At 69.4% G+C, this 13481-nt stretch carries 13 protein-coding genes; 9 read left to right on the forward strand and 4 right to left on the reverse strand.

The window, feature by feature from the left end:
* Window positions 1–181 precede the first annotated feature (181 nt).
* Entirely contained in the window at window positions 182–1228 is a 1047-nt protein-coding gene (locus tag AB0M65_RS35235) for a ferrochelatase (protein ID WP_364037841.1), read from the reverse strand.
* An 85-nt stretch (window positions 1229–1313) separates the two neighbouring features.
* Between AB0M65_RS35235 and AB0M65_RS35240 the strand changes: the two genes are divergently transcribed.
* Together AB0M65_RS35240 and AB0M65_RS35245 are read left to right on the forward strand one after the other, a co-directional pair.
* Entirely contained in the window at window positions 1314–1898 is a 585-nt protein-coding gene (locus AB0M65_RS35240; protein WP_364037844.1) for a TetR/AcrR family transcriptional regulator, read from the forward strand.
* 70 nt (window positions 1899–1968) lie between these two features.
* Entirely contained in the window at window positions 1969–3147 is a 1179-nt protein-coding gene (locus AB0M65_RS35245; protein WP_364037847.1) for a Cmx/CmrA family chloramphenicol efflux MFS transporter, read from the forward strand.
* A gap of 171 nt (window positions 3148–3318) precedes the next feature.
* On the opposite strand, the gene fabI is transcribed toward AB0M65_RS35245, so the two are convergent.
* Both fabI and AB0M65_RS35255 read right to left on the reverse strand, forming a co-directional pair.
* On the reverse strand, window positions 3319–4086 hold the full coding sequence (gene fabI, locus AB0M65_RS35250; protein ID WP_364037850.1) for an enoyl-ACP reductase FabI: 768 nt from the start codon (window positions 4084–4086) through the stop codon (window positions 3319–3321).
* Window positions 4087–4133: 47 nt separating this feature from the next.
* On the reverse strand, window positions 4134–4838 hold the full coding sequence (locus AB0M65_RS35255) for a beta-ketoacyl-ACP reductase (RefSeq protein ID WP_364037853.1): 705 nt from the start codon (window positions 4836–4838) through the stop codon (window positions 4134–4136).
* A 191-nt stretch (window positions 4839–5029) separates the two neighbouring features.
* On the opposite strand from AB0M65_RS35255, the gene AB0M65_RS35260 reads away from it, so the two are divergent.
* The 6 genes from AB0M65_RS35260 to AB0M65_RS35285 all read left to right on the forward strand — a co-directional run bounded on the left by AB0M65_RS35260 (window position 5030) and on the right by AB0M65_RS35285 (window position 11279).
* A complete protein-coding gene (locus AB0M65_RS35260; protein ID WP_364037856.1) occupies window positions 5030–6382 on the forward strand; it encodes an MFS transporter in 1353 nt (450 codons plus the stop codon).
* A 10-nt stretch (window positions 6383–6392) separates the two neighbouring features.
* A complete protein-coding gene (locus AB0M65_RS35265) occupies window positions 6393–7061 on the forward strand; it encodes a response regulator transcription factor (protein ID WP_364037859.1) in 669 nt (222 codons plus the stop codon).
* Window positions 7062–7064: 3 nt separating this feature from the next.
* On the forward strand, window positions 7065–8468 hold the full coding sequence (locus AB0M65_RS35270; protein ID WP_364037862.1) for a HAMP domain-containing sensor histidine kinase: 1404 nt from the start codon (window positions 7065–7067) through the stop codon (window positions 8466–8468).
* Window positions 8465–9406 carry a TAXI family TRAP transporter solute-binding subunit gene (locus tag AB0M65_RS35275; protein WP_364037865.1) on the forward strand — a complete coding sequence of 314 codons (942 nt, stop codon included), beginning with the start codon at window positions 8465–8467 and terminating at the stop codon, window positions 9404–9406. The genes AB0M65_RS35270 and AB0M65_RS35275 overlap by 4 nt, the downstream gene beginning before the upstream one ends.
* A gap of 101 nt (window positions 9407–9507) precedes the next feature.
* A complete protein-coding gene (locus AB0M65_RS35280) occupies window positions 9508–10794 on the forward strand; it encodes a lipase (RefSeq protein ID WP_364037868.1) in 1287 nt (428 codons plus the stop codon).
* An 83-nt stretch (window positions 10795–10877) separates the two neighbouring features.
* A complete protein-coding gene (locus tag AB0M65_RS35285) occupies window positions 10878–11279 on the forward strand; it encodes a thioesterase family protein (protein ID WP_364037877.1) in 402 nt (133 codons plus the stop codon).
* Here AB0M65_RS35285 and AB0M65_RS35290 read toward each other — a convergent pair.
* The gene (locus AB0M65_RS35290) at window positions 11267–12862 is read right to left on the reverse strand and encodes an alkaline phosphatase D family protein (protein ID WP_364037871.1); all 1596 of its coding nucleotides are present in this window, start codon (window positions 12860–12862) and stop codon (window positions 11267–11269) included. The genes AB0M65_RS35285 and AB0M65_RS35290 overlap by 13 nt on opposite strands.
* Before the next feature lie 110 nt (window positions 12863–12972).
* On the opposite strand from AB0M65_RS35290, the gene AB0M65_RS35295 reads away from it, so the two are divergent.
* Window positions 12973–13434 (forward strand): tRNA (cytidine(34)-2'-O)-methyltransferase, encoded by a 462-nt coding sequence (locus AB0M65_RS35295; RefSeq protein ID WP_364037874.1) that lies wholly within the window; start codon window positions 12973–12975, stop codon window positions 13432–13434.
* The last annotated feature ends 47 nt before the right edge of the window (window positions 13435–13481 follow it).

Consider the following 13481-nt stretch of genomic DNA (forward strand, 5'->3'; position numbering starts at 1 on the left):
GCACCGCCACGCCGGATTCCGAGGTATGTCCCCAATTCGATGGTCCGCGGGCGGAACGGGAAGGGGGCCTTCATGTACTTCAAGCCGCACTATTGGGCCGAAACTTCACGACCAGGCGAACGCGCGCGGGTGCCACCACACCGGCGGGTCGTACCCCCCAAGGGAGCGCGAGACAGATCGGCTACGGACGCGAGGGTCGTTTCGCAGGCTCGCAGCACCCAACAGCGCAGGGCGCTCCATTCACTGTGCACCCAGCCGCCGGGAACGGCGACAGCTTCCGCGCGGGCAGGCCTTCCGTGTGCTCACGAATCAGCTCCACGACGAGCTCCGCGAACCGCGGGTCCGTATCCGGCGTGGCGGCACGCGCGAAGCCCATTTCCAGCTCCGCTGCCCGCTCGGCCGCCTCGTTGTCGAGGTCCCAGATCACTTCGAGGTGGTCGGACACGAAGCCCACCGGGCAGACGACGACCGAAGTGACGCCTTCCGCGTGCAGGGCGTCGATGTGGTCGACGATGTCCGGTTCCAGCCACGGCACCTGCGGCGGGCCGGAGCGCGACTGCCAGACGACGTCGTAGGTCTCGATTCCCGCTTCGGCCGCGACGAGACGGGCGGCTTCGGCGATCTGGCGCGAATAGCGGCGGCCGCCTTCCGAGGGCGGGCCGGACGCGGCGTCGGCGGATTCGGGTACGGAGTGGGCGCAGAAGACCGTCCTGGTCCCTGGCCGGTTCCCCAGTTCCGCGTGTGCGGCACGGACGGCGTCGGCGATGGCGCCGACGAACAACGGGTGGTCGAAGAACTGCCGCAGCTTCACCAGTTCCGGCGCCCCGTCGCCCACCGCCGCGCGGGCGCGCTCGATGTCCTCGTCGTACTGGCGGCAGGCGGAGTAGCCGCCGTACGCGCTTGTGGGGAAGACCAGGACACGCCGAGCGCCCGCCTTGGTGATCGCCGCCAGCGTGTCCTCGACCATCGGCTGCCAGTTGCGGTTGCCGAAGTGGACGGGCAGGTCGATCCCGGCCTTCGCGAGTTGCTTCTCCACCGCGGAGATGGCGTCCCGGTTCAGGCGGTTGATCGGCGAGACCCCGCCGAAGTGCTGGTAATGCTCGGCGACCTCGAGCAGTCGTTCCCTCGGGACCCCCCGGCCCCGCGTGACGTTCTCCAGGAACGGCATCACCTCGTCGGGCCCCTCGGGACCACCGAACGAAAGCCAAAGCAGCGCGTCGTAACCCACCCTGCCATCTTGCCGTTGTGGCGCCCCGCACGCTGACCCGGCCCGTTTTGAACTGGGCGATCCAAAACCTGGTACGGTCATTTCCATGGCCAGGCCGAGGGAATTCGACGAGCGCGCAGCGATCGGGCGCGCCATGGACGCGTTCTGGGTGCGCGGCTACGAGGGCACGTCGACGCAGGCCCTCTGCGAAGCCACCGGCCTTGGCCGCAGCAGCATCTACAACACCTTCACCAGCAAGCACGAACTGTTCATGCGCGCACTCGACCATTACGCCGATCGCGGCATCGTCACCAGGACGGCGCTGCTGGAAGCCGACGGCACCGGGATCGAGCGGTTTCGCGCGTTGTTCTCGTTCACCATCGCCGAGGAAGACGAGACCCACGGCCGCGGCTGCCTCGTGGTCAACACCGTCGCCGAGTTCGGCGATCGCGACCCCGAGGTCAAGGCGCGGATCGACGCCGACACCGAGCGGCATCTCGCCGTGCTCACGGCCTGCGCCAGAGAAGGACAGCTTGACGGGACCGTCGACCGTTCCCGCGAGCCCGCCGATCTCGCCGAGTTCGCGCACAGCACTGTCGCCGGACTCCGGCTGATGTCCCGGCGCGGCGCCCGGCGAGCCGCCCTGCAGGCGGTCGCCGACATCGCGCTGAGCGCCATAGCGGCGAAGTAAGCCGAAACAAAGCCCGGGTGCGACGCTGCCCACATTTTGGACTGAACGATACAAAACTGGAGGAAATCCCGTGCCTTTGGCAGTCCGCGTACTCGGATTGAGCGTATTCGCGCTCGGCACGTCCGAGTTCATGATCACCGGCCTGCTGCCGGGGATGGCGGCCGATCTGAACGTCGGCATCCCCGAAGCCGGCCTGCTGATCTCCGCCTTCGCGATCGGCATGGTCGTCGGCGCTCCCCTGCTCGCGATAGCCACCCTTCGCGTGCCGAGGCGTGCGACATTGATGGCGCTGCTCGTCGTCTTCGGGCTCTCGCACGTCGTGGGTGCGCTGGGTTCGGGGTACGCCCTGCTCTTCGCGACCCGCGTCGTCAGCGCGGTCGCCTGCGCCGGATTCTGGGCCGTCGGGGCGGCCACCGCCATCGCGCTGGTACCGGTGGAACGCCGGGGCCGCGCGATGGCCATCCTGGTCGGCGGGCTCACCATCGCGAACATCGCCGGCGTTCCCGCCGGGACCTTCCTCGGCCAGCACGCGGGCTGGCGCGCGGCGTTCTGGGCGGTCGCGGCCTTGACCGTCATCGCGTTGATCGGCGTGTTCGCCCTCGTCCCGGAAACCCAGGACGGCGCCAAGACCGACATCAAGACGGAGCTGCGGCTCTACCGAGGCGGCCGGTTCTGGCTGGCACTGGGTGTGATCGCCCTCGCCCAGGCAATGATCTTCGCGACCTTCAGCTATCTCGCGCCACTGCTGACCGAAGTCAGTGGGCTGCCGGAAAGCTGGGTACCCGGCGTGCTCTCGCTTTTCGGGCTCGGCGCGCTGATCGGCATCACGGCCGGCGGGCGGCTCGCGGACGCGAGGCCGTTCGTGACGCTCTACGGCGGGCTCGCCGTCGCCCTGCTCGCCTTGGTCCTGCTGGCGGTCTCCGGCCCGGGAACACCACTCGCGATCTTCTCCGTGTTCCTGTTCGGCGTCGCCGGATTCGGCGTCAACCCCGCACTGAACGTCCGCGCGTTCGCCGTGGCGGGCAACGCGCCCACGCTCGTCGGCGCGAGTACGACGGCCGCGTTCAACGTCGGCAACACCATCGGCCCGTGGCTCGGCGGCGAGTCGATCGACGCGAATCTCGGCTACCCGAGCGTCGCGTGGGTGAGCGTCGGTCTCGGCGTCGCCACCATGCTCGCGCTCACCTTCGCCGCCGGTGTCCAGCGCACCGACGACACCCGCCTGCTCCGCGAACCCGTTACGCAGTAAGGAAAGAGGGAATCATGTCCGAACGAACCCGAGCCGTGCTCACTCAACGCGCGTGAAGGCCTCCTTCCCTCGGTTGGATCCAGCTCTGCCGCGCGCCAGCGCGTCCGTTGAGGGCGGCGGCGGGGGCATGGATGGACGAGGGAAGGAGGCCTTCACGCGCAAGAAGAGACCTCAGATGCCGAGGGCGTGCACTCCGCCGTCGACCATGATCATCGAGCCGGTCGTGGCGGGCAGCCAGTCCGACAACACGGCGCAGACCGACTTCGCCGTCGGGTCCGGGTCGGAGCTGTCCCAGCCGAGCGGCGCGCGGTCGCCCCAGCCCTCCTCCAGTTCGGAGAAACCGGGGATCGACTTCGCGGCCATCGTCTTCATCGGGCCGGCGCTGACCAGGTTGACCCGGATGCCCTGCGGGCCGAGGTCGCGCGCCAGGTACCGGTTCACCGACTCCAGCGCCGCCTTCGCCACGCCCATCCAGTTGTAGACGGGCCACGCGACACGCGCGTCGAAATCCATGCCGACGATCGACGCACCGCGCGAGAGCAGCGGAAGCGTCGCCACGGCAAGGGCCTTGAAGGAGTACGCCGAAACGTCGACGGCCACCTTCACGTCCTCGCTCGGAGCGTCCAGGAAAGGCGCGCCGAGGCAGGACTGCGGGGCGAACCCGATGGAGTGCAGCACCCCGTCGAGCCCGTCGACGTGCTCACGGACGCGGTCGGCGAGCGAGTCCAGGTGCTCCTGGTTGGTGACGTCCAGCTCCAGCACCGGCGCCTCTTCGGGGAGACGCTTGGCGATGCGCTCGACGAGCGACAGCCTGCCGAAGCCGGTGAGCACGACCTTCGCGCCCTCTTGCTGCGCGATCTTGGCCGCGTGGAACGCGAGCGAGGCGTCGGTGATGACGCCGGTGATCAGCAGTCGCTTGCCTTCGAGCAGTCCTGGCACAGGACCTCCAGTCCGGAGTGGGTGATCAGTACGGAAAAAGGGGGACGTCAGTGGCCCATGCCGAGGCCGCCGTCGACCGGCAGTACCGCGCCGTTGACGTACCCGGCCTCTTCGGAGGCGAGGTAGCGGACGGCGGCGGCGATCTCCGACGGCTCGGCGTACCGGCCGGAGGGAATCTGGGCGAGGATCTCCTTCTTGCGGTCCTCGCCGAGTTCGTCGGTCATGTCCGTGGCGACGAAACCAGGGGCGATGACGTTCGAGGTGATGTTGCGTGAGCCCAGCTCACGCGCCAGCGAGCGGGCGAGACCGACGAGACCGGCCTTGCTCGCCGCGTAGTTGACCTGGCCCGCCGAGCCGGTGAGGCCGACGACGGACGAGATGAAGATGTAGCGGCCCCATTTGCCGCGCAGCATGCCGCGGGAGGCGCGTTTGGCGACCCGGTAGGCGCCGGTGAGGTTCGCGTCCACCACGCGGGTGAACTGCTCCTCGCTCATGCGCATGAGGAGGGTGTCGTCGGTCATCCCGGCGTTCGCGACCAGGACCTCGACAGGACCCTGGTGCTCCTCGACGAGCTTGAAGGCGGCGTCGATCTGCTCGGCGTCCGTGACGTCGGCCTGCACTCCGAAGAGTCCTTCGGGCGCGCCGGAGCCACGGTGCGTGATCGCGACCTTGTGCCCCTGCGCCGCGAGGTCCTTCGCGATCGCCAAACCGATACCGCGGTTGCCGCCGGTGACCAGTACCGACCGTCCCACAGAGCTCTCCTCGCCTCGTCATCGTCCCGCTGACGCACTGAGGTTATCGGCTCACCCGGGACCCGCCGGAGCCGCGCCACCTCTACCTCCGGGTAACCACGATCGTCCTAAGCGGATGTTAGGAACCGCGCCGAAACCTTGCCCGGCCGTCACGGATTGTTCACCGTGAGCCGGAACACAGGAGGTCAAAGATGACAACCCGGATCGGCGAAGCGTCGCCGCCCGTCAGCGAGAAGCGAGTCGTCGGCAACGTGCTGCGCGGCTCCATCGGCAACCTGGTCGAATGGTACGACTGGTACGCCTACGCCGCTTTCAGCACCTATTTCGCCAAGTCCTTCTTCCCCACCAAGGACACGACGGCGGCGTTCCTCGGCACGGCGGCGGTGTTCGCCGTCGGGTTCCTCATGCGGCCGCTCGGCGGCTGGATGCTGGGCCGGTTCGCCGATCGGTTCGGGCGGCGAAGCGCACTCGTGCTTTCCGTCACGTTGATGGCCGCGGGATCGTTGATGATCGCGGTGATCCCGACCTACGCCACGATCGGGATCGCCGCGCCGATCCTCCTTCTGGTGGCCCGGCTCGTCCAGGGACTCTCGGTCGGCGGCGAGTATTCGACGTCCGCGACCTATCTGTCCGAAGTGGCCACTCCCGGCAAACGCGGCTTCTACTCCAGCTTCCAGTACGTGACGCTGTACGGCGGCCAGTTGCTGGCGCTCGGCCTCCAGTTGCTGCTGCAGGCGGTCCTCACCGAGGCCCAGCTGACGTCCTGGGGCTGGCGGATCGCGTTCGTCGTCGGCGCGTTCGCCGCGGTCGTGGTGATGGTCCTGCGCCGGGGGATGGACGAGTCGGCCAGCTTCGAAGAGTCGAAGGCGTCCGGCACCGGCAAGGAAGCGGGCGAGAAGGGCACGCTGCGCGCGCTCGCCAAGTACCCCAAGGAGATCGCGCTCGTCGTCGGCCTCACCCTCGGCGGCACGGTGTCGTTCTACACCTTCGCCACCTACAGCCAGAAGTTCATGGAGAACACCGCCGGCATCCCGCGCCGGACGGTCACGCTGATCCTGTTCTCGGCGATCCTCGTCGCCGCGATCCTGCAACCACTGGCGGGGAAGCTGTCGGACCGTATCGGCCGCCGTCCGCTGCTGTTGTTCTTCGGCATCGCGGGCACGCTGCTGACCGTCCCGATCATGACGCTGATGGGCGGGACCAAGGAACCGATCTTCGCCTTCCTGCTGATGCTGGCCGGACTGGTGATCGTCACCGGGTACACCTCGATCAACGCGATCGTGAAGGCCGAGCTGTTCCCGACGAAGATCCGCGCCATCGGCGTCGGTCTCCCGTACGCGCTCACCGTGGCGATCTTCGGCGGCACCGCCGAGCTCATCGCGCAGGCGCTGAAGGGCGCCGGCCACGAATCGGTGTTCTTCTACTACGTCGCGGGCTGTGTCCTGGTGTCGCTGATCGTGTACGGCACAATGCGGGAAACCTCGAAGACCTCGGAGCTCGAGAAGAAACCGGAGCCCGAGCCGGTGTCCGGCCGCGAAGGCTAGGCGGGAAGGTATGGCCGTGCGGGTGCTGCTTGTCGAAGACGACGCCGGTGTCGCTGACGCGCTCGCCGAAGCGTTGCAGACGCGCGGCCACACCGTCTCCCACGCGGTCCGGGGCTGCGACGCGCTGCACCGGCACCGCGCGGCCGACGTGATCCTGCTGGATCTCGGCCTGCCCGACATGGACGGGCTCGACGTACTCAGGAAGGTGCGTCAGGTGTCGCTGGTGCCGGTGCTGATCCTCACCGCACGCGGTGACGAGCGGTCCGTGGTGCGCGGGCTGCGGCTCGGCGCCGACGACTACCTGACCAAACCGGTTCGCCTCGCCGAACTGCTGGCGAGGATGGACGCGGTCGTGCGCCGCGCCGCCCTTTCGGCCGCGCCCCAGGACGACGTCGTCCGCGTCGAGGACGTCGAAATCGACCTCGGGGCACGGCGGGTACTGGTCGGCGGGGCCGACATCGGGCTCACCACCAAGGAATTCGCCGTCCTGGCCGTACTCGCCGCGCGGCCGGGTACCGCGGTGAGCCGTCAGCAGCTGATGGACGAGGTCTGGGGCGACGCATACCTCGCCGTCTCCCGTTCGCTGGACGTGCACCTGACCCAGCTGCGCGCGAAGCTCGACCGGCCGGGGGTGCTGACCACCATCCGGGGTTTCGGCTACCGCCTCGGCCGGGACTGACCGGTGCGCACCCGGCTGCTGGTCGTCCTGGTCGCGCTCGCGCTGACCGTGGTCGCCGCGTTCGCGATCCCGCTGTTCGGGTCGACCGCCGCGCAGCGGACCCAGCAACTCGTCATCGCGCGAAACGCCGACGTCGACCGGTTCGTCGTCCTCGCCCAGCAGGCTGTCGACGCCGGAGACCCGGCCGCGCTGGCGGCCGACGCAGCGCGGTATTCGTCGTTATACGGCGAGGCCGTCGTCGTGGTCGACGCACGCGGGGTGCCGCTGGTCGAAACCGGCGGGATGACCGCCGCCGAACCCGTGGTGCGTTCACTCGTCGAATCAGCGTTGCGGAACCAGCCTGCCAAAGGCCCCGAGCAGCTGAGCCCGTGGTCAGCGGATCCGGTCTACTTCGCCCGTCCGGTCGGCACCGGGACGCGGGTGGCGGGAGTGGTCGTGCTGGGGGCGTCCGTGACGACGGCGGCGGCCGACCTCACCACGCGCTGGGCCGCGATCGTCGCGGGCGCGGTGCTGGTGGCGGCGGTGTTCGTGCTGCTCGCGGTCCTGCTGGCGCGGTGGATGGTGCGGCCGCTGCACGAACTGGAGACCGGTGTGCAGGCGGTCACCGAAGGACACCGCGCGCAGGTCCCCGACCGGGCAGGCCCTCGCGAGCTGCGGTCGCTCGCGACGTCGTTCAACCGGATGTCGGACGCGGTCGTCGAGGCGTCCGAACAGCAGCGACGACTCGTCGCGGACGCGTCGCATCAGCTGCGGAATCCCATGGCAGCCTTGCGGTTGCGGGTCGATTCGCTCGCCGCGCAGGTCGACGGCGAAGGCCAGCGGGCCTACCGCGCGACCGTCGCGGAGGTCGAACGTCTGGAGTCGCTGCTCGACGGTCTGCTCGCGCTGGCGCTCGCCGAAAGCGCCGCGACCCGGCTGGCCGCCGGGGAAGCGGGCGACGAACCCTGCGATCTTCCTTACGTGCTCGCGGAACGGGTCGACGCGTGGCGTCCGTCGGCGGACGACGCGGGGGTCGAACTGGCGGCGTCGGAAGGCCACCACGCTCCGCTGACCGTGCGCTGCCCGGAAGGCGACCTCGCGCAGATCCTCGACGTCCTGCTGGACAACGCGGTGCACTACGCCGGACGCGGCGCGACCATCACCACCGGCTACGAGACGGGCGACGGGACGGCCACGGTCTTCGTGTCCGACAACGGACCCGGACTGTCCACAGAGGACCGGGAGCGTGCGACGGAACGCTTCTGGCGTGCCGGTGGCGACGGCGCGCCGCGGGGAACCGGGCTCGGCCTCTCGATCGCCAGCCAGCACGTGCTCGCCCGCGGCGGGAAACTCGAACTGCGCCAGGCGGAACCGCGTGGACTCGAAGTGCGCGTCGAACTCCCCCTCGTCACCGGGAACAGGTCATGACCGTCACCAGGCGCACCGCGATCCTCGCCGGGCTCGCCACGCTCGCGGGCTGTTCGACGTCGGGTTACCAAGGCCCGGAACGCGAGGTCATGATCGCGGCCGGTGAGAGCGGCGGCTTCTACCTCGCGTTCGCGGAACTGCTGGCCGAACAGCTCAACCGGGCCGAACCACGGCTGCGCGCCACGGCCGTCGCGACCGAAGCCAGCGTCGAAAACGTGCGGCGCCTGCGGGACGGCCGGGCCGATCTCGGGCTCGTCCTCGGCGACGTCGCCGAAGCCGCGTTCGCCGGAGCGGATCCGTTCTCCGTGCCGATCGCGTTCTCGGCCATCGGCCGCGTCTACGAGAACTACCACCAGCTCGTGGTCCGCGCGGACGGCGGCGTGCGCTCCCTTTCCGACCTGGCCGGACGGCCGGTGGCGATGGGCGCGAGCGGATCCGGCGTGGCGGTGTTCAGCACCCGGCTCTTCGCCCGCGCCGGTGTCCCGGTGGCCGCGAAGAACCTCCTGCTCGGGGAAGCAATCAACGCGCTGGTGGCGCATGAGGTCGACGCGTTGTTCTGGTCCGGCGGGATCCCGACACCGGCACTCACCGAGCTGAACCGGACCACCGCGATCACCCTCCTCCCCCTCGACGCGCACCTCCCCGCGCTGCGTGCGGGCTACGGCCCGGTGTACGACCAGGTCCACGTCCCGGCGCAGGCCTATCGAGGAGTCGGCGAACTGCGGACTATCGGCGTCGCGAACCTGTTGCTGGCGGCGCCTTCGCTGCCCGAGGACGTCGCTGCCGCGGTGACGCGGGTACTGGCCGGACATGCCGCCGACCTCGTCCCGGCACCCGCCGTCGGGACGCAGTTCCTCGACGTCCGGACGCTGATCGGCACGGGCAAAGTGCCACTGCATCCCGGAGCCGCGTCGGCTTACCGTGCCCTTCACGGGTGAGTCCGGCTCCATCTCCAGAGTGATGCGCGTAGTACCGGAGCGCTGCCAGGGTCGGAAACAGGCGGCCCATCCGGCCGCCCCGATCCGGAAGGACTCCATCAGTGTCATCGAGACACACCAGGGTGGTGCGGGGTTCGGCGCTGGTCGCGGGCCTCACGCTCGTCGGCGGGCTCGCCACGACCGCCCCCGCCCTCGCGGCGGAGCAGGCCAAACTTGCCGTCCCCGCCCTCACCGGCCAGTACGACATCGGCACGACCGATCTCCACCTCGTCGACCAGGCCCGGCCCGATCCGTGGAAACCGGAGCGGCGCCGGGAGCTCATGGTCACCGTGACCTATCCGGCGGACCGGTTCGCCGACGGCCCGCGGGCGCCGTGGGTCAGTCCTGCCATGGGTGCCGTCGTCGACCAGGGGCTGGCGAGCGAGGACTCCCTCGGTCTCCCGGCAGGCTCCATCGACTGGACGTCGGCGAAGCGCAGGGCCGAAGTCGGCGTCCCCACAGCGCCCGGCGCACCGAAGCCGGTGGTGCTCTTCTCGCCGGGCTTCGGCGGCCCACGGGAGACGTACACGGCCCTCGTCGACGACCTGGCGAGCCGCGGGTACGTCGTCGTCTCGCTCTCGCACACCTTCGAGAGCGCGGCCGTCGAATTCCCCGGCGGACGACTGGAAACCGCGCTCTCGCCGGAGTTCACTCCCGAGTTCATGAAGAAGGCACTCGACGTGCGGGTCGGTGACAGCCGGTTCGTCCTCGACCAGCTCGCGAAGATCACGCGGGGACAGAACCCGGACGCGGAGAACCGGCCGCTCCCTCGCGGGCTCGGCTGGTCGCTCGACCTGTCGAAGGTCGGTGCCTACGGGCATTCCTACGGCGGGTTCACGGCGGGTGAGACGATGGTCCACGACCGCCGCGTCGACGCCGGGATCAACCTGGACGGCGCGATGGCGACGGCGTCCGGCAATCCCCCGGGAAGTGCCTATATCCCGGGCGAGGTCACGAAACGCGGCCTGGACCGGCCGTTCATGCTGATGGGTGCCGAGGGAGTCGACGAGACCGGGAAGCCGCTTCAGCACACGCACCGCACCCCGGAATTCGACCGCAGCTGGGCGGACTTCTGGGCCAACCAGCGAGGCTGGAAGCGGGACCTGCTCCTGAGCGGCGGCAGCACGCATATGGCGTACAGCGATCTGCAGACGGTCGTGCCTCAGCTCGGCTCGCGGGTGACGCCGGAGAAGCGCGTGGCGGCCATCGGCACCATCGATCCTCGCCGTTCCCTGGCGGCGCAACGGGACTACGTCGGCGCGTTCTTCGACCTGCACCTGAAGGGCCGTGACCGGCACCTGTTCGACGGGGAATCCCCGCTGCATCCGAATATCGACTTCATCGACTGACCCGCCGTGAAGGCCCCCTTCCCTCGGCTGAGCCGAGGGAAGGGGGCCACTAAGTTGGCGACGTGACCACACCGATCATCGAAATGCCGCTGCGGGTGCGCTACCACGAGTGCGACGGACAGGGCATCGTCTTCAACGCGAACTACCTCGCCTACCTCGACATGGCCACCTTCGAGGTCGAACGAGCCCTCTTCGGCTCCCATGACGAGGCACTCGCCCACGGTGCCGACGTCGTGGTCGCCGAATCGAACCTCCGCTACCGCGCGCCCTGCCGCTACGACGACGAACTGGTCGTGTCCGCGTTCCTGAAGCATCTCGGCACGACGTCGTTGATCATCGATTTCGAGATCCGCCGGGACGGCACGATCTGCACCGAAGCGACCAACCGCTACGTGTTCGTCGACCCGGTGACACTCCGGAAGGCGGCGCCGCCCGCGTCCGTGCGCGAGGCGTACGCCGCCTTCCTGCCCGCTCAGGCGGACTGAACACCTGGCCTGCGGTCCTCGACCACGTAGCTCGCCCGCGTGCTGATCGGCGCGCCGGGCTTGTTCACGAACGGCACCACCCGGAAGTCGCTCTGCCAGCGCTGCCGGGTGACGTTGACCCGGACGTACCCGCGCTGGTTGTTGAAGAACTTCATATGCGGGTTGGCCTTCAGCAGCGTCTCGCCGCCCGGCGTCATGTCGGCGCCGTTGCCGCCGCTGGTGATCGACGTCCCGACGAACTCGCTCGCCACCGTGGGTGAACCCGGGTCGCCGAAGTCGCGCTTGAGGTCCCAGGCGTAGTTCTGGTGCCGGTCCCCGGTGATGACCACCAGGTTCCGCACCCCCCGGTCCTGCGCGGCGGCGAGTACGCGGTCGCGGTCGGCGACGTAGCCGTCCCACGGGTCGAGGTACACGTTGGTCGCGTCGCCGGCGTCGGTGTCGGTCTGGCCCATCGGTGCCTGGTTGCCGAGGATCTGCCACCGCGCGTGAGACCGGGAAAAGCCGTCGAGCAGCCATTTCCGCTGCTCCGCGCCGAGCAGGGTGCGGTCCTGGTCGAAGCGGTCGGTGCAGTCGGCCGACTGCCCGTCACCGCACGGCTGGTCGTCGCGGTACTGGCGGGTGTCGAGCATGGTGAAGTCGGCCAGCGTGCCGTAGCTGAGCCGCCGATGCAGACGCGCGTCCGGCCCCTTCGGCAGCTGGGCGATCCGGTACGGCAAGTGCTCGTACATCGCCTGGAACGCCTGGGCGCGCCGCTGACGGAACACCGCCGGGTCCTGGTCGGGTTCGGTGTCGACCTGGGAGATGTCGCCTGCCCAGTTGTTCTCCACCTCGTGGTCGTCGTTGACGTGGATCCACGGGAAGGCGGCGTGCGCGGCGATCAGCGGCGCTTCGGATTTGTAAAGCGCGTACTGCAGCCGGTAACGCGCGAGGTCGAAGGTCTCGCCCTTGAACTGCGCTCCCACCGGCGTCCCGCGCCCGACGCCCGTGACGCCGCTCTCGTACAGGTAGTCACCCAAGTGCACGACGAGGTCGAGGTCCTCGGCGGCCATGTGGTGGTAGGCGGTGAAGTGCCCTGCCTCCCAGTTCTGGCAGGACGCGAACGCGAAGTTGAGCTCACGCGGGGACGACCACGCGACCGGCGCCGTCCGCGTGCGGCCGACCGGCGAGATCTCGCCGCCCGCGCGGAAGCGGTAGAAATACTGGTGATCCGGTGCGAGGCCGTGGATCTCGGGGTGCACGGAGTGGCCGAGTTCGGGTGTGGCCACCACCGAGCCGCGGCGGATCACGCCGCGGAACCGCTCGTCGAGCGAGACCTCGTACTCGACGCGCACCGGTTTACGCGGCATACCGCCGAAACCGTCGGCTTCGTAGGGCCGCGGCGCGAGCCGGGTCCACAGCACGACCCCGCCGGGCAACGGGTCGCCCGACGCGACGCCGAGTGTGAAGGGATTACCGGAGCCGCTCGCGAGCGGCATCGCGCCGGCGGCGTTCCAGGCACCGGTCCCCAGCAGGACGGCGGCCGCGCCGGCGGAGCCATAACCGAGGAAGCGACGCCGCGACAGGGGGTGAGGGAGCGAAGGCATGGAGCCCTCCTGTGGTGGGATGGTCACGGGCGGCCTCATGCTCGTCCGCGTACATGGCCCCCCGGCCGCCCTCAGGCGAAGCGCCCGTGAACGAAAGACGATCAACCCTCGTGTTCCGCATTCTGTTCTACCGTCCGGAAATCCCACCCAACACGGGTAACGCGATCCGCTTGACCGCGAACACCGGCTGCGCACTCCATCTGGTGGAGCCGCTCGGTTTCACGCTGGAGGACAAGCAGCTGCGCCGCGCGGGCCTCGACTACCACGACCTCGCGCGGGTCCACGTCCACGCCGACCTCGACGCGGCGTGGGCGGCTTTGCTCCCCGCGCGGGTCTACGCGTTCAGCGCTTCGGCGACGCGGCTGCACACCGACGTCGCGTATCGGCCCGGTGACGTGCTGATGTTCGGGCCGGAGTCGGCCGGGCTGCCTCCCGACGTTCAGGAGGCCCCGCAGGTCACCGACCGCGTGCGGCTGCCGATGCTGCCGACCAGCCGGTCGCTGAACCTGGCCAACACGGCGGCGATCAGCGTCTACGAGGCTTGGCGGCAGAACGGCTTCGCGACTCCCTGATGTGTCATGAGGGGTCCCCATAGGACGAAATTTGTCCTATGGGGACC

The organism is Amycolatopsis sp. NPDC051071 (assembly GCF_040682875.1).
In the GTDB taxonomy this organism is placed as follows: domain Bacteria; phylum Actinomycetota; class Actinomycetes; order Mycobacteriales; family Pseudonocardiaceae; genus Amycolatopsis.

Bases quoted from the DNA above. Each gene is read 5' to 3' on its own strand.
- AB0M65_RS35240 (WP_364037844.1), top strand. From the start codon at position 1,314: ATGGCCAGGCCGAGGGAATTCGACGAGCGCGCAGCGATCGGGCGCGCC.
- AB0M65_RS35285 (WP_364037877.1), top strand. From the start codon at position 10,878: ATGCCGCTGCGGGTGCGCTACCACGAGTGCGACGGACAGGGCATCGTC.
- AB0M65_RS35290 (WP_364037871.1), bottom strand. From the start codon at position 12,862: ATGCCTTCGCTCCCTCACCCCCTGTCGCGGCGTCGCTTCCTCGGTTAT.
- AB0M65_RS35265 (WP_364037859.1), top strand. From the start codon at position 6,393: ATGGCCGTGCGGGTGCTGCTTGTCGAAGACGACGCCGGTGTCGCTGAC.
- AB0M65_RS35275 (WP_364037865.1), top strand. From the start codon at position 8,465: ATGACCGTCACCAGGCGCACCGCGATCCTCGCCGGGCTCGCCACGCTC.
- AB0M65_RS35260 (WP_364037856.1), top strand. From the start codon at position 5,030: ATGACAACCCGGATCGGCGAAGCGTCGCCGCCCGTCAGCGAGAAGCGA.